The sequence below is a fragment of the Pseudomonas sp. Tn43 genome, assembly GCF_014192635.1.
In the GTDB taxonomy this organism is placed as follows: domain Bacteria; phylum Pseudomonadota; class Gammaproteobacteria; order Pseudomonadales; family Pseudomonadaceae; genus Aquipseudomonas.
Genome location: NZ_JACHYG010000015.1, coordinates 13,609 through 40,381, shown reverse-complemented (window position 1 = coordinate 40,381; position 26,773 = coordinate 13,609). Strand labels below are relative to the sequence as shown.

The window sequence follows — 26,773 nt, the reverse complement described above, 5'->3', positions numbered from 1 at the left end:
TTGCCGGACCTTGACCCTCAGACAAAATGCCACGCCCAAGCATTGATGTCACATTAACATCATGCTTTACTGGCTCCGTGATTTTCATCGGCTTCATTCCTCGCGGCGCGACCTCGGTTTGCGCGTTAGGTTCCCCTGCGTAAGGGATTCCCCTAGTAACAATCAGGCCCAACCTGATATTCGCAATATCCAATAGCCATTAATGTGACGCCATTCTCATTGCATGAATGGAGTCAGGCTTTTGTGTGTGATCGCAGGTCAGTGGCCATCCACCTTCTCGAGTTCCCCTGCCGGCGCTCAAACCTGCCATAGCGCGATACCAGGAAGGCTGGGCAGCGCGGGGACACCTATGGTTCTCGTCGGCACACACGACATTCCCTCATCTGACACGACGTTGTGGAGATAAGCATGCCGAACGACACCAAAGAGTGGGCTCAGCGATTTCCAGAATTTCTCGTTGAGGCTGAAACGCTCTTGGCCAAATCCGAGGAATGCCTGAGTCATTTGCAACTGATCAGCAATGACAAGGACGCCATCGATTGCATGCTCAGTACCCTTCTCAAACTGTCGAGCAAAGCCGATGCCTTGGCACTGGCGGCAGTTTCGGAGTTCTCGCTGCATATTCATGGATTACTGAGCGGCGCTCAGAATCACATGAACCTGCACGACCAAGCGCTGGATGCGCTCAAGGACTGCTTCACTTTATTGGCCTGGCAACTTGAACTCATCGATCAAACTACCGGCCAGCTCGGTCTTGATGACACCGAACAGACCTCACTGATTGAAGCGTTTGCGTTTCAAGTAGGACAAAGTCAGTTTCAGCCGCACAGCCATTCCAGACCTTTAAGGTTGGTTTCATTCTCGGAACGACAAGCTTAAAAACATCAGCCTTGACGCCGCCGCCCTATAACTTGATGCATTCATGTCGCAATTGGATGTGTCATTGCTGAGGCGCAATTCGAATTAGATATACATGGCTCAACTTTGGAGTGCGCCTGGCGGAAAGTTTTTCCATTCTGGAACCATCGTCCAGAAAATGTAATTTGATCCTATTGAGTTATCTATCGAACACGACCAACGGTATGTTAAGTGATAGTATGCCGACCATTAGTTGACGCCAATTAATGGCGCAGTGATTCCCAGCCAGGCATATGAGCCTGCATTCCCGGCACTGCACCACAGCCATGACGGCGACTTCACACAACGATTTCCACACAGAGACCCGTCAACCCTTGTGGCCGGTCTGCCCACAGCGAACATCCATTGGCTCCATCCGCTATGTACGCCAGCCTCAAGTCAATTACCCTGTGGCCACCTTCCCGAAAAAACGCGCGCCGGTTCACGCTTTTTCTGTGCATCTGTTCTGCGCTTGGCAGTCTGCTGGTCTACAGCTTGTCCATTTCTTTACCGTTGAGTTTGCTGGTACTCAATAGTGCAGCGCTGGCCTGTGTCTGGGTGGGACATTGCCTCTCGCGCAAATCGATAAAGTTTCAACCTCAAGAACTGGCTGACCGTCTGCTCCAAGTGCAGGAAAACGAACGCCATCGGCTCAGTCGGGAACTGCATGATGACATTGGTCAATTGCTGACCGCCGCAAAACTGCAAAGTGAGTGGCTCAAACGTCGAATACCCGAAGAACTGCGGGGGCAATGTTCCGTACTGTGCGATACGCTGGACGAAACCCTCACCAAGGTTCGTGACGTCTCGGCCATCCTGAATCCACGACAACTGGCCAGTCTCGGGCTGGAAGCCAGCCTGCGTGCACATCTACTCAGGACCCTGGCCAATACCTCCGTGCACTGGAGCCTGGAATGCCATCAACGCCTGACGGGCATACCGGAAGAAATGGCGGTGGCAGCCTTTCGCATTACCCAGGAGGCGGTTACCAATATGCTGCGGCACGCCCAGGCCGAAAATCTGCTCGTCCGCCTGCAACGCCTGCCCCAAGGCCTGTCGTTATTGATCAGCGACGATGGCCTGGGTTTTGTGCCAGCGGCAGATCCCGCTCGCGAGGGGCAACGCGGGATGGCCGGCATGTCGGAACGGATCGATCAGTTAGGTGGCACGCTGACCGTGGCCAGCGAGCCGGGCAAAGGCACTCAAATCGAAGCACTCTTCCCCTGGGCGCCCCGTGCGCTGGAACGGGCCAGTACGAATAAGGTTATGCATTGACTTGTAACTTACTTCTGGTGGATGACCACTCGCTTATCAGGGCTGGCGTGCGCGCTTTGGTGCTGGATATTCCCGGGTATGCGGTAATCGGGGAGGCCAATGACGGCTCGCTGTTAGTCGAAATGGTGGAGCAGTTGTCCCCGGACATCATTCTGCTGGATATTTCCATGAAGGAAACCGGTGGTCTTGAAGCCTTGCAGCGACTCAAGCGCGTACGCCCGCAGTGCAAAGTGCTCATCCTGTCGATGCATACCGACCCGGAGCTGATCATGCAGGCCCTGGAATCAGGAGCTCATGGCTACCTGCTCAAGGACACCACCGCCACCGAACTCGAACAAGCACTGGATGCCTTGCGCAATAACGAACGCTATCTGAGCCCGGCCATTGCCCATACAGTCATCAACCAAGCGCTGATTCGAACCCAGAAAAATCAGACGCAAACCCAGGACTCGCACAACCTGACAGCACGTCAGCTGGAAATCCTGCGACTGATTGTTCGCGGGAAATCCACCCGGGAAATCGCCAATGGCCTGGCGCTAAGCATCAAGACTGTCGAAACTCACCGCTCGCAAATCATGAAGCGCTTGCAGATCTTCGATGTGGCCGGCCTGGTGCTATTCGCCGTGCGCGAGCAAATCATCAGTCTGGACGATTAGCTGGATTCCAGACGCTCAGCAGCGGTGAGTCCTCGGGCAAATGCACACGCAATGCCGCCGGGCGCGCCGAGAAACGCAGACTGTCACCCTCCAGAGGCTCCCCATCAAGATTGATATAAAGCCCCTCCGACACCTTGATCTCGACCCATGGCAAGCGAGCTCGTACAAACATATTGTCGATTCCGAAACCATCAGTCAGCAGGTCTTTCAAAGTACCGACCACTTCCTGTGGCGCGGGCAAAATGCTGATATCCAGCAGACCATCGTCAGCCAGCGCCTGCGGGCACAACATATGCCCGCCGCCAGCCTGTCGGCCATTGCCAATGCCCAATGCCAACAATTCGCCTCGCCAGTGAAAATCCGGTCCTTGCAACTCACCATAGGCCGCATGCAACTCACTGAAGCGGGTTAAACCCGTGAAGAGATAAGCGGCGCTTCCCAGAATTTTTTTCAAATCCTCGGAGGTATTAGCCGTGACCTGACTGCCAAAACCGCCGGTGGCCATGTTCAGGAAAACCTGCCCGCCGACTTCTCCCAGATCGATGGTTCGCGGGGCCACCTCCAGTAAATCCAACGCCTGAGCGGGCTCCAGAGGCACCCCGGCAGCGCGGGCAAAATCGTTGGCGGTGCCCAAGGGCAACAGCACCAGACTGGCCTGTGTCGAATGCGTCGCCATGGCTTCGGCGATATCACGTAAAGTGCCATCACCGCCGCCGGCAATCAGCTGCGTATAACCTGCCGTCAGCGCTTCCTCCACCAACCGCTGAGCATCGCCCGCCTCCCAGGTCAGTCGAACAGCCAGTTCCCAACCTTGCTGGCGTTTGCCTTCGACAGCTGCGCGGACCTCCTCATTGAGTGCCTGCTTGCCATGCAGAATCAACAGCGCCTTGCGCTCGCTCATTTTTGCCACTCCCCTATCCGCAATTCCATAGCATATGTTGACCTCGCAGCGCCTGATAAAAGTCGACTGGATTTCAATTATTTCCAAGGGAAGGAAACGTGGGTCCTACAGAGCGGTATTTTTTCGTACAAAACATGAGGAATCGGCTCAATTGACCCACCCGAACAATTGGTACACCGTTGGGTCTCTGTTATCTGTGATTACCCGTTTTATTACACAGGGATGTGAAAACAATGAATGGAACCCCCTTAAGGGCCTCAAACAGCGCAAACAACAACGGCATCGATCATTTGAATGGTTTTAACGCAAGGAGCCAGCTAGTCCATGCAAAGCCATGACCTCAGACTACCGGTAACCCCGGTCGCGCCGTTCGCAGAAAATCGCGCCAATCATCAGGCTGAACTCAAAAACAGCGCAAAGCACGCCGGAGAAGCTGACATGGAACCTCGCGTCATTGAACTGGAAACACACCTCAAGTACATCCGCAGAGACATGGATGAAGTCCGGGGTGACGTCAAATCCATCAAACACAGGCTGGCTTACTCAGCTGGCGCAACAGCCGTGGTCCTGGGACTTCTGGCCTGGATCGCCAACAGCCGCTTCGATCAGGTCGTGACACTTCTGGCACATTAAGAAATGAGCACACACGCAAGCCCGAAGTGATCAACCGGGCTTGCGGGGCAAAACCAGTGCCTGTATCAGCTCAAGACTTCATTCAGAGGGATGAAGCTCACCCAATCACCCTCGATCAGCGTACGGTCTTCCAGCACTTCAACCAGACCGTCAGCCCAGGCAGCACTGCGCAGTACGCCAGAGCTCTGATTCCTGTAGATGATCGCCCGGCCATTCTCCAGACGTCCGCGCAAGTACTCACGTCGGTTACCCGCTTTTGGCCAGATGAATCCTGCCGGCACCTGAAACTTCAGGGGCTCGACTTCTTTTACGCCTTGGCGGCGCAAAAGGTAGGGCCTTGCCAACAAAGCAAAAGTCACCAGGGTCGACGCCGGATTGCCAGGTAAACCGATCACGGGCACGCCGCGAAAATGCCCGAATGTCAGCGGCTTGCCTGGTTTGATGGCAAGCTTCCACAGCGTCAATTCGCCCTCTTCCCGCAAGGCAATACCCAGAAAATCGGCCTCTCCCACCGATACGCCACCGGTGGAGAGAATCAGGTCGACATCCTTCAGCTTACCGAGGCGGGCACGAGTGGTCGCTAAATCATCGGGAAGAATACCGGCATCGATCACCTCACAACCCAGGCGCTGCAACCAACTGCAAAGCAAGACTCGATTACTGTTGTAGATCTGTCCTGGTCCAAGGGCCTGGCCGGGCTCAATCAACTCATCACCGGTAGACAGGACCGCAACACGAACCTTGCGAACGACGTCCAGCTCGGCGCATCCCAGTGACGCCGCCAACCCTTGTTCAATAGATCCCAGACGAGTGCCGACAGGCAGGATCAGCTCACCGACGGTGGCCTCCTGACCTTGTGGACGGATGTTCTGTCCCGGGCGCATGGTTTCGATGAAACGTACTCGTTCATCCGCCTGAACCTCGGCGTTCTCCTGCATTTCGACACAATCGGCACCGGCAGGCACTGGCGCGCCGGTGAAGATCCGCGCACAAGTACCTGGCTTCAAGGGTTCCGGGGCCTGACCTGCAAAGATCTTCTGACTGACCACCAACGGCTCTCCCGTCCAGTCGGCCAGGCGTAAGGCATAGCCGTCCATGGCACTGTTGGGCCAAGGCGGTAAATCAAGTGTCGAAATCAGGTCAGCGGCCAGTACGCGTCCCTGAACCTGTGCCAATGGCAAGCGTTCGTGCTCACGAATCTTCGCGGCGTCGGCCATTTCCAGTAAACGCGCCAGTGCCACCTCGACAGCCATCAGACTGCCGGTCTTGCCTGGCTTACCCACGGGTTTCACAGGGTGCCGCCTGTTTCAGATGGGCCACGAAATTGCACGGACGGTGACGGGAATCCAGTTGCTCGGCGAGAATCCCATCCCAACCGGTGCGCACCGCGTTGGTCGAGCCCGGCAAACAGCAGACCAGCGTGCCATTGGCCAGACCGGCCAGGGCCCGGGACTGAACCGTCGAGGTGCCGATATCCGCTACCGATATCTGCCGGAACAATTCACCAAAACCATCGACCTGCTTATCCAGCAGGCAACTCACGGCTTCTGGCGTGCTGTCGCGACCGGTGAACCCGGTACCGCCCGTGATCAGCACCACTTGCACGACCTCATCGGCAATCCAGTTGGCGACTTGCGCGCGTATTTTGTAGAGGTCATCTTTAAGCAATACACGGGCCGCCAGGTTATGACCGGCAGCGCTCAAACGGTCGACGAAGACCTGGCCTGAGGTATCGGTTTCCAGGGTACGGGTATCGCTGACAGTCAGCACCGCAATGTTGAGTGGTGCGAAAGGTACATCAGCCTTGGCTTTCATAGGCTCGTCCAGTTGTAGGAGAAACAGCCCGGTGTTATATCACAGCACTTCATTTTTTCGCCGCCCTCATGGAGAAGTGCGATGACCACGAATACACCTCTGGCGCCTTGCTCCATTCTGCTCCTGGCCGGCGGTCGCGGCCAACGCATGGGCGGTCAGGACAAGGGATTGCTGGATTGGCATGGTGAACCGCTGATTGCGCATCTGCACCGCAAGACACGCCCGCTGAGTGATGACCTGATCATCTCTTGCAACAGAAACCTGGAAAAATATGCGCCTTATGCGGATCAGTTGGTCCATGACGACGAAGGCGACTTTCCGGGGCCGTTGGCGGGTATTCGCGCTGGCCTGAAGGCCGCCCGTCACGCCTGCCTACTCGTGCTGCCCTGCGATGTGCCACGCATTGATGCCGCGCTGCTCCAGAGCATGCGTGAAACCGCCGGGCAGCATCCGGACAAACCGCTGATGTTGCGCCACGGTGAACATTGGGAACCCTTGCTGTGCATAATCCCCGTCGCCCTTTCAGTGGCTTTCGAAACCGCCTGGAACGAAGGCGAACGCAGCCCGGGTCGCCTTATGCGCAAACTGGGTGCCATTGCCCTGCAATGCCCTGAAAACGACGCTCGCCTGGCCAATCTCAACACCCCGGAACTGTTAAGCACACACCACACTGTGTCAGACTGACACGCGAAGGAACTTGCGCGCGTTGTATACGTCTCAAGATCAGCAACTAAAGAATTCCCATTCGGAGACACACACATGACTCAACGGACCCTCGCCACTTTCATGCTCGCACTGGGCCTTGCCACCCTCGCCGGCTGCGCATCGCCTACAGTGATCACCTTGAATGACGGTCGAGAAATCCAGGCCGTCGACGCGCCTAAGTACGATGAAGAATCGGGCTTTTACGAATTCGAACAACTGGATGGCAAGCACACCCGCGTCAATAAAGATCAGGTCCGTACCGTTAAAGATCTGTAATCTTTACGGCGACAACCAGATATAGAAAAGCCCGCTTTAGAAGCGGGCTTTTTCGTGGCTGAAGAAAAGCAGGATCGTTAGCCTTGTGATCACCACTGCAAGGTGATGGTGCTTTCGAATTCTCTTTCCTGCCCCGTGACCGGATCGACAAATCGCAGCCCTTGGGCCAACAGCTTCAAAGGGTTGGCATAGTCATCCTCAACGTCCTTGAGCACCTGAGGATAGAACGGATCATTGCAGATGCCGGCCCCCAGCGCTGCCATGTGAACACGTAGCTGATGTTTTTTACCCGTGACCGGGTACAGCCCATAACGCCAGAGCTCACCGTTTTTTTCCCTGACCTCGACAGCCGTCTCGGTATTGCTGACACCCGGACCTTCCTGCATGCGAAAAAACGGCTCGCCATCAACAAGTCGACTTTTATGGACCAGCGGAAAGGAATGCTCAGGTAATGCCCGGGCAATTGCTTCATAGCGCTTTTCGATCTGGCGTGAAGGAAACAACGACTGGTACGCCGACCGACTCGCAGGATTGGCTGAAAACAGCACCAGCCCCGCCGTATGCCGATCGATTCGATGCAACGGCACCAAATGCGGGTTATCCAGGCGACGGATCAAGCGCCGCAGCAATGTTTGCTCCACGTATTCCCCAGCCGGAGTCACAGGCAGGAAGTGCGGTTTGTCCGCCACCACCAAATGCTCATCGGCGTAGAGGATCGCCTCCACCACCGGGATCGGTTTTTCGTCCGGCACCTCACGGAAATAATGAATCCGCAGACCTTCCTTGTAAGGCAGGTCCAGGGCGATCGGCAGGCCTTGTCCATCCAGGACACGACCACGAGCAATTCTGTCCAGCCATTGTTCACGACCGATGGCGCTGAAGTGTTCGCACAGGCAATCGAGTACGGTCTGCCATGGCCCCGGCGGCAGGTAGAGCGTGCTGGCCTGGTTATGTGCAGCAGAAAAAACTGAAATGGACATACGAAAAGCTCTGACCCTCAATGCAGGGCGGCATTATCCAACAGTGGCCGGAACGAACCTAGAAGAGAATCCTCAGGCCGGTATCGACTGTTCTTGAGCAGCCGCTTCAGTGAACTCCTTGAGCCAGCGCAGCACATCGACCGCTTCCCAGCGTCCCGGATCATAAAGCGCATACAACAAACCCTGATAGCCCACGACATCCAGCTGCCGGTGGTAGCCCGCACGCTGGAACAAGGCTTCGATTTCGGCGAAACAGGTATTGAAATGCAACTTGTTGAAGGGCGTTTTCCGCTCCGTGACCAGTCCATCCAGACGCAACTCGAGGACGGCCTCGCGTACCACGTCTGCCGACATCCGGTTCACGCTGTTCTTCAATTGCTCGACATTGACCAAGGTTCATCCCTCTGATTTCCGGGATTGCCTGCCCAAACCCGAATCAGGGAAAAGCATGGCAGGCAATCGGAATAACTGTATGCGCATACAGTAGCCGAATAACCAACTTTTCGCCAATGGATGAAACGAGTACTGCGACGGGTGGGGCATCGCTGACAGTGTCAGTTCAGCGCAGGAACGCCACCACTTCATCGGCACTGAACGGCCAGCTCAGCTCTGCGCCGGTATCGACCCGTCGCAACACTGGAATACGCAGACTGTAGGCTTCGAACCACGTTTCGTCGTCAGCGATATCCACCAACTCCACCATCAAACCGTGTTCGACCAAAGGCATCAGCTCTGCTTCAGCGACTTCACAAAGATGGCAACCAAGGGTGCCGAAAAGCTGACATTCAGGAGGCATGACAACGAGACCAAGTAAAGTAAGCGCTCATTCTAGGCCCGCTATCAAAAGCAGTCGAGCCGATACCCCAATCAGCCTTGGCAATGGCTGATTTCAAGAGATTTCGGCAAACTCCTGACTCACATCATTCGCCTTGACTGCCATTTGCACGATGCTCGCGTCTTTTTTACTTCTACGCTTGAGTAGCCAGAGCCCTCACCGGAGTTTTTTGTGTTCGCCAATCTGTTGATCATCTTTACCGCTTCTCTGGTGGTGATTGCATTGTTCCAGCGCCTGCGCTTGCCACCGGTGCTGGGCTACCTGTGCGTAGGGCTGATGATCGGGCCGACAGCGTTCGACTGGGTGAATGAAAGCGAAGAGTTGCCCGACCTTGCCGAGTTAGGCGTGGTGTTCCTGCTGTTTTCTCTCGGGCTTGAATTTTCCCTGTCGAAAATGCTCGCCCTGCGCCAAGTGGTATTTGGCTTGGGCAGCCTGCAAGTGCTGCTATCCGGGATCGCTTTGGGGGTGTTGTTGATGCTGTTCGGCATGCCAACCACGCCTGCACTGTTACTCGGTGCCGGTTTGGCGCTGTCGTCCACCGCCATTGTCAGCAAGGAGTTGAGCAGCCTCGGTGAGCTTTTCAGCCGCCACGGCCAGAATGCCATCGCCGTGCTGCTATTCCAGGACGTGGTCGCTGTGTTGCTACTGACCCTGGTCCCGGTGTTCGCCGGTAATAGCGACCAGGTTTGGTATTGGGCTCTGCCATTGACGCTGGGCAAGACTGTCTTGCTGTTCGTCGGTCTGCTGCTGGTCAGTCGCTGGTTTTTGCCACGGCTGTTTCATGAAGTCGCCACGTCCCGGTCCGCTGAGCTGTTCGTGCTGTTGGCGCTGGTGATCGTTCTGCTGACGGCCTGGCTGACTCATTTACTCGGCCTCTCCCCTGCCCTGGGCGCCTTTCTCGCTGGCATGCTGTTGGGTGAAAGCCACTACCGACATCAGATCGAGGCGGATATCCGTCCGTTTCGCGACATTCTGCTGGGAGTGTTCTTCGTCAGCATCGGCATGTTGATCGATTTGCGCTTGTTTGCCAGTCACGGTTTGCTGATTCTTGGTCTGACGCTGGGATTACTATTGATCAAAGGCACCGTGGTCGCGCTGCTGGTCAAATGGCGCGGCAGCGATGTCGAAACCGCCTGGCGCAGTGGCCTGGCATTGGCTCAAGGGGGTGAATTCTGTTTTGCCCTGATGACGCAAATGCAGCAGAACAAACTGATGCCTGATGACTTCGGTGGCCTGCTGCTGGCCGCCACGTTCTGCTCGATGCTGGTGACACCTTTACTGCTGCGCGCCGCTCCCCGCATCGCCACACGTCTGCACCACAAGCCCAACGAAGAAGCCGAACTCGAAAAAATCAGCGCGCTAAACGCCGGTTTGCACAATCACGTAGTGATCTGTGGATATGGCCGCGTAGGTCAGTCCATTGGCCGCGTCCTGCGCAATATAGACCAACCGTACATCGCACTGGATACCGACCCGGTCCGGGTTCAGGAAGCAGCCGTCAATGAAAGCTGCGTTCATTACGGCGATTCATGCCGCGGCGAACTGCTGGTAGCGATAGGGCTGGAGCGCGCCAGATTACTGGTGGTCGCCGTGGACCAGACGGACATCGCCCTGTTGATACTCAAGGAGGCACGCCGGTACAACCCGAGCGTGTCGATCCTGGTGCGCACACGGGACGACAGTCAGTTGGCCGAGTTGAAAGCGGCTGGCGCCAGCGAAGTCGTACCCGAGTTGCTGGAGTCCAGCCTGATGCTCGCCTCCCACGCACTGATCATGCTGGGCATACCCGGCCAGCAGGTGCGAGACCGGGTCGACCAGGTAAGGCGTGACCGCTATCGCCTGCTGCACGGTTTTTACCCCGGTGCCGACGATGAAGAACGCTGATTCAATCCTGGCTCACGGCTCCGATCTTGTGCACCGACAAGTCCGCACCGTAATACTCCTCTTCCTGGCTCAGGCGCAGACCATAAAGCGCCTTGATAACGCCATACACTGCAAAACCGCCAACCAGCGCGACGATCACGCCCAGAGCAGTGCCGATCAACTGGCTGATCAGGCTCACGCCCCCCAAACCACCCAAGGCAGTTTGACCGAAAATGCCACAAGCGATCCCGCCCCAGACACCACACAACCCATGCAAAGGCCAGACGCCCAGAACATCATCGATACGCCATTTGCCTTGAGCCGCCGTAAAGCACCAGACAAACAGTGCCCCGGCGATGGCGCCGGTCACCAACGCGCCAACCGGATGCATCAAATCCGAGCCGGCGCAGATCGCCACCAACCCCGCCAGTGGGCCGTTATGCAGGAAGCCCGGGTCATTGCGCCCCACGATCAACGCTGCCACGGTGCCGCCGACCATGGCCATCAACGAATTCACGGCGACCAGCCCGCTGACCCCTTGCAGGGTTTGAGCGCTCATTACGTTGAACCCGAACCAGCCAACGATCAGAATCCAGGAACCCAACGCCAGAAAGGGAATGCTCGACGGGGCGAATGCCACCAGTCGCCCATCGCGATAACGACCTTGCCTTGGACCGAGCAACAAGACCGCCGCGAGTGCCAGCCAACCGCCCATGGCATGAACCACCACGGAACCGGCGAAGTCATGAAAACCGGCACCGAAGCGTTCCAGCAACCAGGCTTGCAGACCAAAGTTGCCATTCCAGATCATGCCTTCGAAGAAGGGATAGATGAACGCCACGATCAGCACCGTCGCACACAACTGCGGGACGAACCGGGCGCGCTCGGCGATGCCTCCCGAAATGATTGCCGGTATCGCCGCAGCAAAGGTCAGCAGAAAGAAAAACTTCACCAGTCCATAGCCATGATCGGCGGTGATCACTGCCGCCGGCTGCATGAAAGTGACGCCGTAGGAAATCCAATAGCCTATAAAGAAATAGGCCAGGGTCGAAATGGCGAAATCGCTGAGTATTTTCGACAAAGCGTTGACCTGGTTTTTTTGCCGAACCGTACCCACCTCCAGAAAGGCGAAACCGGCGTGCATGGCCAGGACCATGACCGCACCGATCAGGATGAACAACGTGTTGGAGCTATGGACCAGACTGTCCACAGCACTTTGCAGATTTTCCATGGATTGGCAGACCTGAAGGTTGAAAAAAAGCACCAAAGCAGTTCGCGCAGAAGACAGGCGCACCAAGTTGCAGCCGATCCGGACTGAGGCGCTGATCCGGATGAACCGCTTTGGCGCACAAGAATGGAACCTTTGCGCGAGTTTTGATTATTTGGGTTAAGGTTTTCCTGAAATCATGCCCGGCAACAGCGCAACGGCGCCGGCTGACGCACCACGACACAGCAAAAGTTGTACCAGTCATTTGTACTGAACCTTCACACAAGGCTCATACTCGAACGCTTCAGAAGCCACTCACGGAGATCACCAATGGCACGCACCACAGCAAAGACTGCTCAAGAAGTTCTGATGGAAGATTTTCAGACCCTGGTGACCGACACTGAAAGGTTGCTGGAACACACCAAATCCCTGGCTGGCGATCAAGCCGATGAATTGCGTCAGCAGATCCATGACAGTCTGCTGCGCGCGCGGGAAACCCTGAAATTGACCGAAGACTCTGTGCGCGAGCGCGGCAAAGCCGCTGTCACCGCCACGGAAGATTACGTCCAGGCCAACCCATGGCAATCGGTCGGCATTGCGGCTGGCGTGGGCTTTCTGATCGGCCTGCTGGCCACTCGGCGCTAATATGGCGATCGGCGAATCCGGCCCGTCCGCGACGGGCACCGGCTCATCCCCGCGGCGCCTCGGTGCCGCGTTTCTTGGACTGCTGCACAGTCATGTCGAACTGTTTGGCATTGAATTGCAGGAACAAAAAGCACGTACGGTAAGCCTGTTGTTGTTTGCAGGCCTGACGCTGGTTTTTGCCTTGTTATTGCTGGTGGGCTTGTCGACGCTGGTGTTGATCCTGTTTTGGGACACCTATCGCCTGGCAGCAATCATCGGGCTCTGTGTGTTCTATACCCTCGCCGCGTTCTTCTGTGCGATGCGCTTGAGGGCAGCGATTTTCGATGAGTCCTCGCCCTTCCACGGCACCCTGGAAGAGTTGGCCAACGATCGGGAGCGTCTGTTGCCATGAGTCTGTCTGAACTTCCCCGCAACAGCTCGCGCACGGAAATGCGCAAGGCGCTGATTCGCTTGCGCATGGAAATGCATCGCCAGGAAATCCGCCACGAATCCCAACACCTGCTGAATCCTCTGCAACGGGTGCGTGGCATGACGCAAAACCTGCAAGACGGTCTCGGCATCAAACACGCCCCGCTCTGGGGCATCGCGGCCGTGATCGGGTTGGGCTTTCTGACCGGCAAGAAGGCCAAGGGTGGCGGTATCGGCAGCCTGACTCGGCTGGCTCGCCTTGGCGTCACGCTGGGGCCGCTGATCAAGCTGATCATGCAGAACTCGCGCAAACACTAATCAGTACTGTTTGGCTGCATTCTTGCAATACCACCGGGATTAACCTCTTCATCGAGAGGTTGATCCTGTGTGCCTGTCTGATGTCCAGGTTTATCCGGAACAAAACCTCATTAAGGAGGCCTCGTGATCGACGGGCAACCGCTCGCCTGCTTTCAGCCGTTCATCGATACCGCCACCGGCCGCATCGCTGGGGTCGAAGCGCTGGGTCGACTGCGCCAGGCCGATGGTCAACTGAGCTCCGTAGGACCGCTGTTCGCCGACCCGCGAACACCCGCCGTCGCCCTGCGTCGTCTCGATCGCCAAATCCGCGATAATGCTTTGAGCCGCCTGCATGAAGCGCCACCGGACTGGTTTCTCAGCCTTAACATATCGCCGCGCTGGATCAGCCGCTTGCGCCGAGACCAGGCACTGCCAAGCCTCCGGCAACTGAGCAGGCATGGCGTCGACGCGCAACGAATTGTCTTTGAGATCACTGAACTGGGCGGCGACAGCCAGCGTCTTGCCGAAGTCGTGGCCCGTTATCGACAAGCCGGAGCGCGGATCGCCATCGATGATTTCGGTGCCGGCTACTCTCAGCTCGATCGCGTACTGGCCCTGCAACCGGACATTCTCAAGCTCGACATGCGGCTGTTCCAGGCCGCCGCATTGGGTGGCCCCAGCAGCGACGTGGTGAAAGCACTGGCGCAAATGGCAGAGAAAACCGGTTGCTGGATTATCGCCGAGGGCGTGGAAACGGACGCTCAGCTGAACTTTGCCCTGGAGTGTGGTTCACGCTACGTGCAGGGCTTTCTGTTCGCCCGTGCGCAAGCCGATTTTTTCGCCACAGATGCCTTTGTCGAGCAGTTCGCGCAACTGCGCCAGCGCTATGTCCAGCAAAAACTGGCTGAACGCGCGCGCCTGATGGTCATGCGCCAGCAGCTCAGCGAACTGATGACCATTCTGCAAGCCTGGGCTCAAGCCAGCGCGCCCCTGAGCGCCTTGCCGCAACTGGAAGCGTTTCCCTGGCTGTTGCGTTTTTATCAATGCGACCGCCACGGCACACAGCTGACTCCCAACCTGGAATGGCGCAACAACGGCTGGGTGGCGGATAACCGCTATCTGGGCCATAACTGGTCCTGGCGCCCCTACTTTTATCACTTGCTGGCCGAAGGATGGGATGAGCGTCGGCTGACACTTTCCAACACCTACCGCGATGCCACCAGCAATCAATACTGCCTTACCGCCGGGCAATTTTTCGACAATGGCGAGCGACTGCTGCTCATCGATATCGATGCGGCGGGGCTCTAGTTCTCCTTGCAGCGACCGGCGCGAACCGGGAAGCTAGAGGCTCAGTCACCTGACGGAGAAACCAGCCTTGGATTGGCAAACCCTGCTTACCCGCGAACGCCTCGGAAAGCCTGTGCACAGCCCGGAAGAACTCGGCCGCAGCCCTTTCCATAAAGACCACGACCGCATCATTTTCTCGGGCGCGTTTCGCCGTCTCGGGCGCAAGACCCAGGTTCATCCGGTCTCCAGCAACGATCATATCCACACGCGCCTGACCCACTCGCTGGAAGTCAGCTGCGTCGGCCGTTCGCTGGGTATGCGTGTCGGTGAAACCATCCGTAGTGCCCTGCCCGACTGGTGCGAACCGAGTGATCTGGGGATGGTGGTGCAATCCGCTTGCCTGGCCCATGACATCGGTAATCCGCCCTTCGGTCATTCCGGTGAAGACGCGATCCGCCACTGGTTCCAGCAGGCCGCCGGCCGCGGCTGGCTGGATGCGATGAGCGAAGCGGAACGCAATGACTTCCTCAATTTCGAAGGCAATGCCCAAGGTTTCCGGGTGCTTACCCAACTTGAGTACCACCAGTTCGAAGGGGGGACCCGGCTGACCTACGCCACGCTGGGCACCTACCTGAAATATCCGTGGACTGCCCGGCACGCCGACTCACTGGGCTACAAGAAGCACAAGTTCGGCTGTTATCAGAGCGAACTGCCATTGCTGGAACAGATCGCTCACAAGCTCGGTCTGCCCCAACTGGACGAACAACGCTGGGCGCGCCATCCGCTGGTGTACCTGATGGAGGCCGCCGACGACATCTGCTATGCACTGATCGATCTGGAGGATGGCCTGGAGATGGAGCTGTTGGAGTACGCCGAAGTCGAGTCTCTGTTGCTGGACCTGGTGGGCGACGATCTTCCGGAAACCTATCGCCAGCTCGGCCCGCAAGATTCGCGTCGGCGCAAACTGGCGATCCTGCGGGGCAAAGCCATCGAACACCTGACCAACGCAGCGGCCCGAGCATTCGTCGAGCAACAGGACGCGCTGCTGGCCGGCACGCTGGCTGGCGACCTGGTGGAACACATGCACGGCCCCGCCAAGCGTTGCGTCTTGAATGCCAAGGACATGGCGCGCAAGAAAATCTTCCAGGACAAACGCAAGACACTCCACGAAATCGGCGCCTACACCACCCTGGAAATCTTGCTCAACGCCTTTTGCGGCGCGGCGCTGGAGCAACACAACGGCCGCACGCCATCCTTCAAGCACCGCCGCATACTCGACTTGTTGGGCAACAATGCGCCCGATCCTCACGGCCCTTTACACACCTCCTTTTTGCGCATGATTGATTTCATCGCAGGCATGACCGACAGCTATGCCGGTGAAATGGCGCTGGAAATGACCGGGCGTTCAAGCCACCGATAAAAACGTACGATCAGCCCTGTCAGAGGGTTCTGAGCGGCTGATCGCATTCTCGACATTCATCTGTATTTCAACGTCGACAGAATCGCCCTACACCTTGTGCGGAGCGGACTGATCGATTGTTCTGCCATCTCGCGAAATAATTGCACTCCCTTTGCTCGACAGAAAACCCATGAAAACTCCTGTGCTCAAACATGATTGGCGCATCTTGCTGGTAGAAGATCATCCCTTTCAGCTACGGGCGACTCAGTACCTGCTCGAGAGTTTTGGCTTCACCCAACTGACCGCCGCTGACAGCGCCAAAAGCGCCTTGCAACAAATGCTCAAGGCTGTGCAACCGTTCGACATTCTTTTGTGCGACCAATGCCTGCCCGACCTTGCTGGCCTTGATTTGATCGAATACGCCAGTCACCGGGGGATGATCAGGCAGGCAATACTGCTGAGCAGCCTGACAGCTGTCGAACTGGACAAACTTGAAGTCATGGCTTACGAACATGGATTGCCGCTGCTCGGTTATTTGATCAAACCATTGAAACAATCAGACTTCAGAAACTTATTGACCCTGGCCTCCGTATAAAAAACACAAAAACCCAAACACACTAAAACAATGATCAGCGCATGGATTCAGACCTCTAACTCAATGCTTTCAATCGCTTGACCCGCCCTGCCAAACTTTGCCTTTCCTCATGCAAAACCTAGTTGATACGTAGTCCCGTTCTTCTTCGGTTGTAGGACTTTTCCTATATTGTCGCTATAGCACCCTCAGTTCATGCGGCTCCACAACTATCTGAGCTAAGGTGCGCGCATTATTTGTGCACGTATGGGATTTGATTATGAACTCCGTTTTTATTGTCGACGATCACCCTGTCATCCGCCTTGCGGTTCGAATGTTGCTGGAACATGAAGGTTACAAAGTCGTCGGCGAAACTGACAATGGGGTCGATGCAATGCAGATGGTTCGCGAATGCATGCCTGACCTGATCATCCTCGACATCAGCATTCCCAAACTGGATGGACTGGAAGTTCTTTCCCGCTTCAACGCCATGAGCACACCGTTAAAAACACTGGTATTAACTGCACAGTGCCCGACACTTTTCGGTATTCGCTGCATGCAATCCGGTGCATCGGGCTATGTATGCAAACAGGAAGACCTCAGTGAATTGATGAGTGCGATCAAGGCAGTTTTATCAGGTTACAACTACTTCCCCAGTCAAGCATTGAATCCTGTTCGTCGTGACGATGTGCGCTGGGCCGACCTGGAACTGTTCAAATCCGTCAATGATCGAGAACTGATGGTATTACAACTTTTCGCCCAGGGTCGTACTAACAAGGAAATTGCCAAGGGCATGTTTCTCAGCAACAAGACAGTCAGCACTTATAAAAAACGACTCATGCAGAAACTCAAGGCCAAATCCCTGGTTGAACTCATCGATATGGCAAAACGCAACGCGTTAGTGTGAGAACCAGGATGCCCAGCCGCTTCAAGGATTGTCTGATACTCATGGCCGCAGGTTTATGCCTGAGCACTTCAATACTCGCGGCTCAACCAGCCAGCCACTACACCCTGCTCAGTCGTTCGACGGTCGGGCATATGGAAGTCCAGTTGAATCCCTCACAACAACAATGGGTCAAGGACAAACGCGAATTGATCCTGGGTACATCGGCTCCGGATTATCCTCCCTTCGACCTGACCCTCAGCGGCCACGACTATGAAGGTTTCACCGCCGATTACGCAGGTATCCTCGGCAAGGCCATAGGATTGCCGGTCAAGGTTCAGCGCTTCGCCTCCCGAGGGGCCGCGATCGAGGCGCTGGAAAAAGGTCAGGTCGACATGCTTGGCACCGCCAATGGGTTCGAGGCCGACAATGCCGACATTGCCCTTTCCACACCTTATGCGGTGGATCAGCCCGTACTGGTGACTCGAGAAGGTGAAACCAGGTCGCTGACCGATGGACTGGCCGGCATGCGACTTAGCATGGTCTATCACTATTTGCCTCTGGACGAAGTCAGGGCGCTGTATCCCAAGGCAATCATCACCTCTTATCCGTCCTACCAGAATGCAATCAATGCGGTTGCCTTCGACCAGGCCGACGTCTTTCTTGGCGACACCATTTCAACCCACTACATGATCAACAAGGGGTATCTGAACAACATCCGCATGGCCAACTTCGGTAAACACGAAGCCCATGGTTTCAGCTTTGCCGTGCAGAAGGACAATCCGCATCTGCTCGCAATCATCAACGCAGTACTCAGGGCCATTCCCACCAGCGAGCGGGAAAACATCGCCAAACGCTGGAGTGCCGGCAGCGACATTCTTCTCACCGATCACAAACTGCAACTCAGCCACCGTGAAGAGCGCTGGCTGGCACAACATCCAGTCGTGCGCGTGGTGGTCAATGAAGCGTTTGCGCCACTGACGTTTTTCGACAGCGACGGCAACTTTCGGGGCGTCACCGCTGACCTGCTCGAGCTGATCAGATTGCGCACCGGTTTGCGCTTCGACATCCAGCGCAGCCGAAGCGATGACAAGATGATCGAGCAGGTCGCCAACCATCAGGCCGACCTGATCGCCGCCCTGCTCCCCAGCGTCGAGCGTGAAACGACGTTGAGCTTCAGCCGCCCCTATCTGGAAAACTCCTTTGTGCTGCTGACGCGCAAAGCGGCCGACAGCCCGACAAACCTTACGCAATTGCACGACAAACGCCTGGCCATCGCCCAAGGCAATCCACTGGTGGATTACTTGCGCAGCGAGTTTCCGCGAATCAACCTGGTTGAAACCCCGGACACGTTCAGTGCCGTTGAATTGCTCGCAGAGGGCCAGGCAGAAGGTGCGGTGAATTCACTGGTGATCGCCAACTACTTTATTTCATCGCGGATCTTCGAACAGACACTTCAGATCAGTACCACCATCGGCACCCGACAGGCAGCGTTTTCCCTGGCGACCGGGCGCGACGCCAAAGAGCTGAATGCCATCCTCGACAAGGCACTGCTGAGCATCGCCCCCGAAGAGCTGGGCATCATCAACAACCGCTGGCGCGGCTATTCAGCAGCCTCGCAAAGTACCTGGCGCAACTATCATCGCCTGTTCTATCAAATCGTTACAGGCGCCGGCGTGTTGCTGCTGATATCCGTTGCCTGGAACGCCTATATGAGGCGCCAGATCAAACAGCGGCAGGCGGCCGAGCGCGCATTGAACGATCAACTGGAATTCATGCGATCACTGGTCAACGGCACGCCTCATCCCATTTACGTGCGTGATCGCCAGGGATTGCTGCAAAGCTGCAACGACAGCTATCTGGAAACTTTCTGCGCGAAACGCGAAGACATCATCGGTAAAGGTGTCATACAGGGCACCTTGGGCAACATCTTCGAAGCACGGGAATATCAGGCGGACTACCAGCGCGTCATGGCCGAGGGAACGCCGCTGATTCTCGACCGTCAGTTGCACATCGAAGACCGCCAGCTGACGATCTATCACTGGATTCTTCCTTATCGCGACTCGAGCGGTGACGTGCAGGGCATCATTGGCGGCTGGATCGACATCAGCGAACGCCGGCAATTGTTCGATGAACTGCGGGCCGCGAAAGAACAAGCCGATGCCGCCAACCGAGCTAAAAGCACTTTTCTGGCGACCATGAGCCATGAGATCCGCACGCCCATGAATGCAATCATCGGCATGCTCGAACTGACGCTCAAACGCATCGATCACCGTCATCCAGATCGCCCCGCCATCGATGTCGCGTACCAGTCGGCCAAAGACCTGCTGGAACTGATCGGGGACATTCTTGATATTGCGCGCATCGAATCCGGGCGTCTGAGCCTGAGCCCGGAACGCGTCAATCTGACTGAAACCGTAGCCTCGGTGGTGCGGATTTTCGACGGGCTGGCGCGGCAGAAAAATCTTGGACTGCAACTGCACTTCAGCCCTGCCAAACCAGCGACCGATGTCGTATTGGACCCGATGCGTTTCAAGCAAGTGCTGTCCAATCTGATCAGCAATGCCATCAAGTTCACGCAACAGGGCCAGGTCAGGATCAACGTCGAGTTGCAGCCGACCGACGAACCCGACCGGGTCCGGTTGCAGTTACTGGTGGAAGACAGCGGCGCAGGAATCAGCGAGCAGGATCAACAGCGCCTGTTCGAGCCTTTCGTTCAGGCTGATAACTCCGACCAGTTAGCCCGGTGCGGTGCGGGGCTGGGCCTGGTGATCAGCCGCAATCTGTGCGAAATGATGGGTGGCAGCCTGCAATTAACCAGTCAGTCTGGAGTGGGCACGCAGGTCCGCATTTCGCTGAACCTGGCCACCTTGCCGAGGGAACGGATGCCGGCATCTGTCGAGCCGCAAATCCATCCAAGTACTGCCCCTTTGAACGTGCTGGTGGTCGATGATCATCCGGCCAATCGCTTGCTCATGTGTCAGCAACTGGAGTTTCTGGGGCATCGGTTCAACGTCGCAGCGGATGGCGAGGCGGGGTTCAAGGCCTGGAAGAATCAGCCATTCGACCTGGTGATTGCCGATTGCAACATGCCGATCATGAATGGATATGAGCTGGTCCGGGCCATTCGCCAACATGAACAGCACTTGAAACGACCTCCCTGTATCGTTCTGGGTTTCACCGCCAACGCACAGCCGGAGGAAAGACAACGCTGCAAACTGGCCGGGATGGACGATTGCCTGTTCAAACCCCTCAGCCTGACGGCCTTGAGCCAATGGGTCGAAGGCATCACCACGATGGTCCGCGCGCCGGCCTTCAGTCTGGAGGGGCTGCACCTGTTGACCGGTGGCAACCCGACACTGAACCAGCGATTGTTGACCGAACTGCTGAACAGCACCCGTCTGGACCGCAAAGCGCTGCTGGCGCTATCGGAGTCCAAGGACCGCCAATCACTCCTCGACATTGCCCACAAAATCAAGGGTGCGGCCCGAATTGTCCAGGCCTGCCGACTGATCGACCGTTGCGAGGCGCTCGAACAGGCCTGTAATGACAGATTGAACGACGATGAGGTGGCCGATTGCAGCAAGGCCATGGAGCGCGCCATGCTCGAACTGGAGCGATCATTGCAGCAACAGATGGCACGCCATGACAAAAGCACATCGAAGGAGCATTGACTGGCCGGCTTGACGGCCTGATCAACAGTCGGTCAGACGCAGGAAAATCGCCGCCAGCTGCTCGATACCGGCCTGATCTTCAGCGGTAAAACGTGCGAGTTTCGGGCTGTCGAGGTCCAGCACGCCGATCAGTCGACCGTCCTTGACCAACGGCACCACCAGCTCACTGTTCGAGGCACTGTCGCACGCGATGTGCCCGGGAAACGCGTGTACGTCTTCGACTCGTTGCGTCTGCAAAGTGGCCGCCGCCGCCCCGCACACACCGCGACCGAATGGAATTCGTACACAGGCGATCTGCCCCTGAAACGGGCCAAGCACCAGTTCTTCGTTGCGATTAAGGTAGAAACCGGCCCAGTTCAGGTCATCGAGCTGGTTGAACAGAAACGCCGAAAACTGTGCAGCGTTGGCGATAAAATCACGCTCGTCTGCCAATAGTGATTCCAGCTGCGCCCACAGCATGCCGTAGCCCTCCAGGCCCTGGCCGCTCTTTTGTAAATCGATCATGCCTTGTGCTCCAACAGCTTCAGCCCAACCCAATAACGGGCAAATTGATACGCGCAACGTCCGTTGCGATTGCCCCGTCCCGTGGCCCAGCGCACGGCGAGGATGTCCAGTTCTTCATCACGCTGCCACTCAAGCCCGGCCTTGCCGGCCAATTGGCCGATCCAGTGTTCGACGACGTTGAGGAAATGCTCCTGGGTAAACGGATAGAACGACAGCCACAGGCCAAAACGGTCCGACAGCGCGATCTTGTCTTCCACCGCCTCACTGGGATGGAGTTCGCCATCGACCCTTTTCCAGTTTTCGTTATCGCTTTCCTTTTCCGGCACCAGATGGCGACGGTTGGAGGTGGCGTACAGCAGAACGTTGTCTGGTGCCTGTTCGAGCGAACCATCGAGCACGCTCTTGAGCACGCGGTAATCGCCCTCGCCCGACTCGAACGACAGGTCATCGCAGAACAGCACAAAGCGCTGAGGCAACTTGGCGATCTGCTCGACCACGCGCGGCAAGTCCGCCAGGTGATCGCGTTCGATCTCGATCAGTCGCAAGCCACTTTTGGCGTGTTCCGACAGCAAGGCACGCACCAGCGACGATTTACCGGTACCACGCGAGCCCCAGAGCAAAGCATGGTTGGCCGGCATGCCATCGAGGAACTGTCGGGTGTTGCGGCCCAGTTGCTCCACTTGCCGGTCAACGCCGATCAAGTCGGACAAACGCGTGTCCAGGCTGACTTGCAGCGGCAACAGAAAGCCGCTGCGCCCTTCGCGCTGCCAGCGTGCGGCCAGGCAGTGCGTCCAGTCGATGGCTTGCCGAGGCGCTGGAAGCAGGGGCTCGATGCGGGCCAAAACGGCATCGGCGCGTTCAAGAAAAGCATTCAATCGGGAATCCACGTCTTCTCCTCGGGCACGTTCAAGGTAATGATGGCAATACAGCGACGAAACACAGCGTCGACACCCCTACAAGTGTTTTGCCAGAACATCGGTATCCATTGATGATCGACTATGCTTGAGCAGCGAAGGGAAACGGAAGTGGTTCAACATCCCATGGATATCAAGTTCAGCCACCGGCTGTCATACAAACAAGCCAGGCTTACGGTGCTGGCTGGATTCATTCTGGGCACGCTGCTCAGCCTGGTGCAAATAGGCATCGATTATGCCAGCGAAGATGCCTCCATCAACCGCGAAATACTGTCGTTGCTGGAAATCAGTCATAACCCCGCCTCTCGCATCGCCTACAACATCGATGCCGAACTTGCTCAGGAACTGGCCCTGGGTCTGTTGCGCTCCCCGGCAATCATCGGCGCGCAATTGACCGACAACAACAATACCGTGCTGGCCAGCGTCAAACGTCCGGGCCTGGAAAACAGTGACCGGATGATCAGCGACTTCCTGTTCGGCGCCAACCGGCAGTTCGCAGACCGCCTTTACCTCGACCACTTGCCCGACGAATCCCTCGGGACCTTGCAACTGGAAGTCGATACCTACACCTTTGGCAGTCGTTTCCTGCGCCGGGCCGAAGTGACCCTGCTCAACGGCTTCGCGCGCAGCCTGATTCTCACGGGCATCCTGCTGGCGCTGTTTTATGTGATGCTGACCAAACCGCTGGTGCGGGTTATCCGCGAGCTCAGTGGCCGTGATCCACGCAGCGCGGAACCGACGTTGCTGGAGTGTCCGACGGGGCATGAAAACGATGAAATCGGGGTCTTGGTCAAGGTCGCCAATCAGCAGTTTGAAAACATCGCCACCGAAATCCAGCAACGGCGCAACGCCGAAAACCGCCTGACCGACTACCTGTCGCAACTGGAAAACATCGTCTCGGCCCGCACCGCAGAACTCAAGGCAATCAACACCCGCCTCAGCCAATCGAACGAGGAACTGGAGGTTGCCCGCAGCACGGCCCTGGACATGGCCGAAGCGCGTTCGGTGTTCCTGGCCAACATGAGTCATGAAATCCGCACGCCCCTCAACGGTCTGCTGGGGATGATCGCGCTCTCGCTGGACGGCCCGCTCAATGCCGAGCAGCAGCAACAGCTGTCCATCGCCCATGACTCGGGCAAAGTGCTGGTGGAACTGCTCAACGATATTCTCGACCTGTCGAAATTTGATGCTGGCCAGCTCGAACTCGAACACATTCCCTTCGACCTTGGTTCGCTCATCGAAGACACCGCCAACCTGCTGTCCCAGAACGCCGCGCCCAGTGTCGAGCTGGCCTGCCTGATTGATCCGCAATTTCCTGCGTTGGTGCTCGGTGATCCGACCCGGGTCCGGCAGATCGTCAGCAACCTGTTATCCAACGCTCTCAAATTCACCCGTTTCGGCCGGGTCGATGTGCGTCTTTCAACGTTCGAAGACGGTGTGCGAATCGAAGTCTGCGACACTGGCATCGGCATCGCCCAGGATGCACAAGTGAAAATATTCCAGCCGTTTACCCAGGCTGGTGCCGGCATTACCCGGCAATTCGGCGGCACCGGGTTGGGCCTGGCGCTGACTTATAGCCTCTGCGAAGCCATGCAAGGGCGCCTGACGATCAGTTCGGAAGCGGGTTTCGGCAGCCAGTTCTGCGCCGACCTGCCCCTGCCCTGCCATACCCGGGCCATTTCCCCGGCCGCACTGCAGGGCAACATCGTTGCAATCACCGCCGCCAGCAGCGGTCTGGCGGAATTACTGAACAGTCTGTTGCCCAGTTGGGGGCTCGACTATCAGCAACGTTCCATCGATGACCGGTTGATCGGGCTGAAGCCGGATGTGCTGATCACCGACTGCCCCGAATGCCTGTTCGGCCTGCGCCCGACTTTCACCGCGCCGATTCTGCTGGTGACCGCCTACGGCAGTTTCCTGCCCAGCGACCAGGTCAACGCCCTCGCGCCCTTGCAGCAACAGGCGCGGCCTCTGGCGCGTAATGCGCTTTACCAGACATTGCGGCGGATCTTGCAGCCGGAACTCACCACCATTAACGGGGCACGGATCGAAGCCATCTCACCCCAGCGACGCGGACGCATCCTGCTGGTGGAAGACAACCCGGTCAATCAACTGGTGGCCAAGGGCATGCTCGGAAAACTCGGTTGCGAGGTGAGCGTCGCGGCCCACGGCGGCGAAGCGCTGGATCAGCTTGAGCAGAGCGAATTCGATCTGGTGCTGATGGACTGCAACATGCCGGTCATGGATGGCTATGAAGCCAGTCGGCAGATTCGTCGCAGCGGGCGCTGGCCGCAGCTGCCCATCGTCGCCCTGACCGCCAACGCCATGTCCGAAGAACGCGAACGCTGCCGTGCGGCGGGCATGAGTGACTACCTGGCCAAACCTTTTCGCAGGGAAGAACTGGCTGCCTTGCTCGACTTGTGGATACCCACTACGACAGCGCTTTGATTTGCCCCAACAGGTGATCGAGGCCATCGCGCAGATCGTTCAGGCGATCCAGGTCGACACCGCTATCGCACAACAGCCGGGCCTTGAGCGGCCCGACCTGATCACGCAAAGCCTGACCGGCGGAGGACAGGCTCAAGTGCACCTCTCGCTCATCGCGCGCCGAACGCCGACGCTGCACCAGTTGCAGTTGCTCAAGGCGCTTGAGCAATGGCGTCAAGGTGCCGGAATCCAGCGCCAGGCGCTCACCCAGGGCCTTGACCGTCGGTTGCTCCGGCGCCGCCTCCTGCCATTCCCACAGCACCAGCATCGCCAGGTATTGCGGGTAGGTCAGTCCCAACTGATCGAGCATCGGCTTGTAGGCGCGGATCACCGCGCGAGAAGCGGCGTACAGTTTGAAGCAGAGCTGGCTGTCGAGCTTCAGCGAATCGACTGACAACGTGTTCATTTGAGCAGGGCTTCGATCTCGCGGCTCAGATCCTGCGGCTTGGTCGCCGGAGCAAAACGCTTGACCAACTTGCCATCCTTGCCGATCAGGAACTTGGTGAAGTTCCACTTGATGCCCTGGGATCCCAGCACGCCCGGTGCGCGTTTTTTCAGCTGAACGAACAATGGATGGGCGCCGGCACCATTGACTTCAATCTTCTTGAACAGCGGGAAGCTCACCCCGTAGTTCAACTCGCAGAACTCGGAAATCGCCCCCTCGTTACCCGGCTCCTGCTTGCCGAACTGATTGCAGGGAAAACCGAGCACCACCAGGCCTTGATCCTTGTAGGTCTGCCACAACTCTTCAAGACCTTTGTACTGCGGGGTGAACCCGCATTTACTGGCGGTGTTGACCACCAGCACCGCTTTGCCGGCGAAATCGGCCAGGGTCTTTTGCTCGCCCTTGATGGTGGTGCACGGGATGCTCAGCAGGTTGTCGCTCATGGCACGAACTCCGAGAGGAAGAACAAAGACCAAACATAGCGAGCAATTGAATTGTGTGCAATTTAAAATATTGAACGCCGTCATCTGTAGGAGCGAAGCTTGCTCGCGAAGGCGACGGGCCAGTCAGCCTCAATGTTGAATGCCAAGACGCCTTCGCGAGCAAGCTTCGCTCCTACGGGCTCGCCTTACTCGCGGGGAACCAGGTCCAGGCACACCGAGTTGATGCAGTAACGCAGGCCAGTGGGCGGCGGACCGTCCGGGAACACATGCCCAAGGTGTGCGTCGCATTTGGCGCAGACCACTTCAGTGCGAATCATGCCGTGGCTGACATCGCGGATCTCGACCATCGCGCTATCGCCGATCGGCGCGTAGAAGCTCGGCCAGCCGCAACCGGAATCGAATTTGGTCTTGGAGTCGAACAGCGGTGCGTTGCAGCAGATGCAGTGGTAGACACCGTCGGTTTTGGTGCCGTTGTATTTGCCGGAGAATGGCCGTTCGGTGCCCTTGAGGCGGCAAACGTTGTACTGCTCCGGATCGAGCATTTCACGCCATTCTTCCAGGGTTTTTTCCAACTTTTCCATGATCACACCTCAGCAACTGAAAAAGCCCGATCTGTACCTTTTCCACGGATCGGGCGGCACGTATGATTGCGCCTCGTCAAACGCCAGTCTGGCAGCCAGACCACGTGCATTCAAACGGATTATGAATGCCGCCACTCAAGGCGTCAGGCCTGTGTGAATACGCAGGATTCCCAGTACGGTCGTTCATACGCC

At 57.1% G+C, this 26,773-nt stretch carries 28 protein-coding genes; 16 read left to right on the top strand and 12 right to left on the bottom strand.

Annotated elements, in window-relative coordinates; translation table 11 throughout:
* Positions 1-408 precede the first annotated feature (408 nt).
* The 3 genes from FHW68_RS24770 (at position 409) to FHW68_RS24760 (ending at position 2,828) form a co-directional block, all read left to right on the top strand.
* On the top strand, positions 409-879 hold the full coding sequence (locus FHW68_RS24770) for a hypothetical protein (protein ID WP_095634664.1): 471 nt from the start codon (positions 409-411) through the stop codon (positions 877-879).
* Positions 880-1,278: 399 nt separating this feature from the next.
* Positions 1,279-2,172 (top strand): sensor histidine kinase, encoded by an 894-nt coding sequence (locus FHW68_RS24765; RefSeq protein ID WP_095634665.1) that lies wholly within the window; start codon positions 1,279-1,281, stop codon positions 2,170-2,172.
* Entirely contained in the window at positions 2,169-2,828 is a 660-nt protein-coding gene (locus tag FHW68_RS24760; protein WP_095634666.1) for a response regulator transcription factor, read from the top strand. Before FHW68_RS24765 ends, FHW68_RS24760 begins: the two co-directional genes overlap by 4 nt.
* On the opposite strand, the gene yegS is transcribed toward FHW68_RS24760, so the two are convergent.
* Positions 2,812-3,729, bottom strand: coding sequence for a lipid kinase YegS (gene yegS, locus FHW68_RS24755; protein ID WP_095634667.1), 918 nt, complete (start codon positions 3,727-3,729; stop codon positions 2,812-2,814). The genes FHW68_RS24760 and yegS overlap by 17 nt on opposite strands.
* A gap of 324 nt (positions 3,730-4,053) precedes the next feature.
* Between yegS and FHW68_RS24750 the strand changes: the two genes are divergently transcribed.
* The gene (locus tag FHW68_RS24750; protein ID WP_095634668.1) at positions 4,054-4,362 is read left to right on the top strand and encodes a hypothetical protein; all 309 of its coding nucleotides are present in this window, start codon (positions 4,054-4,056) and stop codon (positions 4,360-4,362) included.
* Between the two features lie 65 nt (positions 4,363-4,427).
* Here the strand turns inward: FHW68_RS24750 and glp are convergent, their stop codons facing one another.
* Positions 4,428-5,654, bottom strand: a complete 1,227-nt coding sequence (glp, locus tag FHW68_RS24745) for a gephyrin-like molybdotransferase Glp (RefSeq protein ID WP_183683553.1) — start codon at positions 5,652-5,654, stop codon at positions 4,428-4,430.
* Complete coding sequence (moaB, locus tag FHW68_RS24740; RefSeq protein ID WP_008075630.1) at positions 5,638-6,177, bottom strand: molybdenum cofactor biosynthesis protein B; 540 nt, start codon at positions 6,175-6,177, stop codon at positions 5,638-5,640. The genes glp and moaB overlap by 17 nt, the downstream gene beginning before the upstream one ends.
* Before the next feature lie 81 nt (positions 6,178-6,258).
* On the opposite strand from moaB, the gene mobA reads away from it, so the two are divergent.
* The gene (gene mobA, locus FHW68_RS24735) at positions 6,259-6,861 is read left to right on the top strand and encodes a molybdenum cofactor guanylyltransferase MobA (protein ID WP_095634670.1); all 603 of its coding nucleotides are present in this window, start codon (positions 6,259-6,261) and stop codon (positions 6,859-6,861) included.
* 75 nt (positions 6,862-6,936) lie between these two features.
* Positions 6,937-7,158, top strand: coding sequence for a YgdI/YgdR family lipoprotein (locus tag FHW68_RS24730; protein ID WP_007895056.1), 222 nt, complete (start codon positions 6,937-6,939; stop codon positions 7,156-7,158).
* A gap of 89 nt (positions 7,159-7,247) precedes the next feature.
* Here the strand turns inward: FHW68_RS24730 and FHW68_RS24725 are convergent, their stop codons facing one another.
* The 3 genes from FHW68_RS24725 to FHW68_RS24715 form a co-directional block, all read right to left on the bottom strand.
* Positions 7,248-8,138 carry a pseudouridine synthase gene (locus tag FHW68_RS24725; RefSeq protein WP_095634671.1) on the bottom strand — a complete coding sequence of 297 codons (891 nt, stop codon included), beginning with the start codon at positions 8,136-8,138 and terminating at the stop codon, positions 7,248-7,250.
* A gap of 72 nt (positions 8,139-8,210) precedes the next feature.
* Positions 8,211-8,531 (bottom strand): transcriptional regulator, encoded by a 321-nt coding sequence (locus FHW68_RS24720; protein WP_095634672.1) that lies wholly within the window; start codon positions 8,529-8,531, stop codon positions 8,211-8,213.
* 166 nt (positions 8,532-8,697) lie between these two features.
* Complete coding sequence (locus tag FHW68_RS24715) at positions 8,698-8,934, bottom strand: glutaredoxin family protein (protein WP_095634673.1); 237 nt, start codon at positions 8,932-8,934, stop codon at positions 8,698-8,700.
* 210 nt (positions 8,935-9,144) lie between these two features.
* Between FHW68_RS24715 and FHW68_RS24710 the strand changes: the two genes are divergently transcribed.
* The gene (locus FHW68_RS24710) at positions 9,145-10,857 is read left to right on the top strand and encodes a monovalent cation:proton antiporter-2 (CPA2) family protein (protein WP_183683551.1); all 1,713 of its coding nucleotides are present in this window, start codon (positions 9,145-9,147) and stop codon (positions 10,855-10,857) included.
* 1 nt (position 10,858) lies between these two features.
* On the opposite strand, the gene FHW68_RS24705 is transcribed toward FHW68_RS24710, so the two are convergent.
* On the bottom strand, positions 10,859-12,067 hold the full coding sequence (locus FHW68_RS24705) for an ammonium transporter (RefSeq protein ID WP_183683549.1): 1,209 nt from the start codon (positions 12,065-12,067) through the stop codon (positions 10,859-10,861).
* Positions 12,068-12,373: 306 nt separating this feature from the next.
* Between FHW68_RS24705 and FHW68_RS24700 the strand changes: the two genes are divergently transcribed.
* From FHW68_RS24700 to FHW68_RS24665, 8 genes are all read left to right on the top strand, one after another.
* Entirely contained in the window at positions 12,374-12,688 is a 315-nt protein-coding gene (locus FHW68_RS24700) for a YqjD family protein (RefSeq protein WP_007895050.1), read from the top strand.
* Between the two features lies 1 nt (position 12,689).
* Positions 12,690-13,079 carry a phage holin family protein gene (locus FHW68_RS24695; protein WP_095634676.1) on the top strand — a complete coding sequence of 130 codons (390 nt, stop codon included), beginning with the start codon at positions 12,690-12,692 and terminating at the stop codon, positions 13,077-13,079.
* The gene (locus FHW68_RS24690; protein ID WP_095634677.1) at positions 13,076-13,414 is read left to right on the top strand and encodes a hypothetical protein; all 339 of its coding nucleotides are present in this window, start codon (positions 13,076-13,078) and stop codon (positions 13,412-13,414) included. The genes FHW68_RS24695 and FHW68_RS24690 overlap by 4 nt, the downstream gene beginning before the upstream one ends.
* A gap of 123 nt (positions 13,415-13,537) precedes the next feature.
* On the top strand, positions 13,538-14,701 hold the full coding sequence (locus tag FHW68_RS24685) for an EAL domain-containing protein (RefSeq protein WP_183683547.1): 1,164 nt from the start codon (positions 13,538-13,540) through the stop codon (positions 14,699-14,701).
* Positions 14,702-14,768: 67 nt separating this feature from the next.
* On the top strand, positions 14,769-16,100 hold the full coding sequence (locus tag FHW68_RS24680) for a deoxyguanosinetriphosphate triphosphohydrolase (protein WP_095634679.1): 1,332 nt from the start codon (positions 14,769-14,771) through the stop codon (positions 16,098-16,100).
* A gap of 169 nt (positions 16,101-16,269) precedes the next feature.
* On the top strand, positions 16,270-16,674 hold the full coding sequence (locus FHW68_RS24675; protein WP_095634680.1) for a response regulator: 405 nt from the start codon (positions 16,270-16,272) through the stop codon (positions 16,672-16,674).
* Between the two features lie 256 nt (positions 16,675-16,930).
* A complete protein-coding gene (locus FHW68_RS24670) occupies positions 16,931-17,557 on the top strand; it encodes a response regulator transcription factor (RefSeq protein ID WP_095634681.1) in 627 nt (208 codons plus the stop codon).
* 8 nt (positions 17,558-17,565) lie between these two features.
* Positions 17,566-21,207: a transporter substrate-binding domain-containing protein gene (locus FHW68_RS24665; protein ID WP_183683545.1), complete on the top strand. Its 3,642-nt coding sequence runs from the start codon at positions 17,566-17,568 to the stop codon at positions 21,205-21,207.
* Between the two features lie 21 nt (positions 21,208-21,228).
* Here FHW68_RS24665 and FHW68_RS24660 read toward each other — a convergent pair whose 3' ends face one another.
* Both FHW68_RS24660 and FHW68_RS24655 read right to left on the bottom strand, forming a co-directional pair.
* Entirely contained in the window at positions 21,229-21,711 is a 483-nt protein-coding gene (locus FHW68_RS24660; RefSeq protein WP_008075659.1) for a GAF domain-containing protein, read from the bottom strand.
* The gene (locus FHW68_RS24655; RefSeq protein WP_183683544.1) at positions 21,708-22,598 is read right to left on the bottom strand and encodes an ATP-binding protein; all 891 of its coding nucleotides are present in this window, start codon (positions 22,596-22,598) and stop codon (positions 21,708-21,710) included. The genes FHW68_RS24660 and FHW68_RS24655 overlap by 4 nt, the downstream gene beginning before the upstream one ends.
* Before the next feature lie 153 nt (positions 22,599-22,751).
* On the opposite strand from FHW68_RS24655, the gene FHW68_RS24650 reads away from it, so the two are divergent.
* Positions 22,752-25,073 carry a response regulator gene (locus FHW68_RS24650; RefSeq protein ID WP_095634685.1) on the top strand — a complete coding sequence of 774 codons (2,322 nt, stop codon included), beginning with the start codon at positions 22,752-22,754 and terminating at the stop codon, positions 25,071-25,073.
* Here FHW68_RS24650 and FHW68_RS24645 read toward each other — a convergent pair.
* The 3 genes from FHW68_RS24645 to msrB form a co-directional block, all read right to left on the bottom strand.
* Positions 25,057-25,518, bottom strand: coding sequence for a MarR family winged helix-turn-helix transcriptional regulator (locus FHW68_RS24645; RefSeq protein ID WP_183683541.1), 462 nt, complete (start codon positions 25,516-25,518; stop codon positions 25,057-25,059). The two genes, FHW68_RS24650 and FHW68_RS24645, sit on opposite strands and share 17 nt — an antisense overlap.
* Positions 25,515-26,000: a glutathione peroxidase gene (locus FHW68_RS24640; RefSeq protein WP_008075665.1), complete on the bottom strand. Its 486-nt coding sequence runs from the start codon at positions 25,998-26,000 to the stop codon at positions 25,515-25,517. Before FHW68_RS24640 ends, FHW68_RS24645 begins: the two co-directional genes overlap by 4 nt.
* A gap of 185 nt (positions 26,001-26,185) precedes the next feature.
* Positions 26,186-26,581, bottom strand: coding sequence for a peptide-methionine (R)-S-oxide reductase MsrB (msrB, locus tag FHW68_RS24635; RefSeq protein ID WP_007895036.1), 396 nt, complete (start codon positions 26,579-26,581; stop codon positions 26,186-26,188).
* Positions 26,582-26,773: the final 192 nt, after the last annotated feature.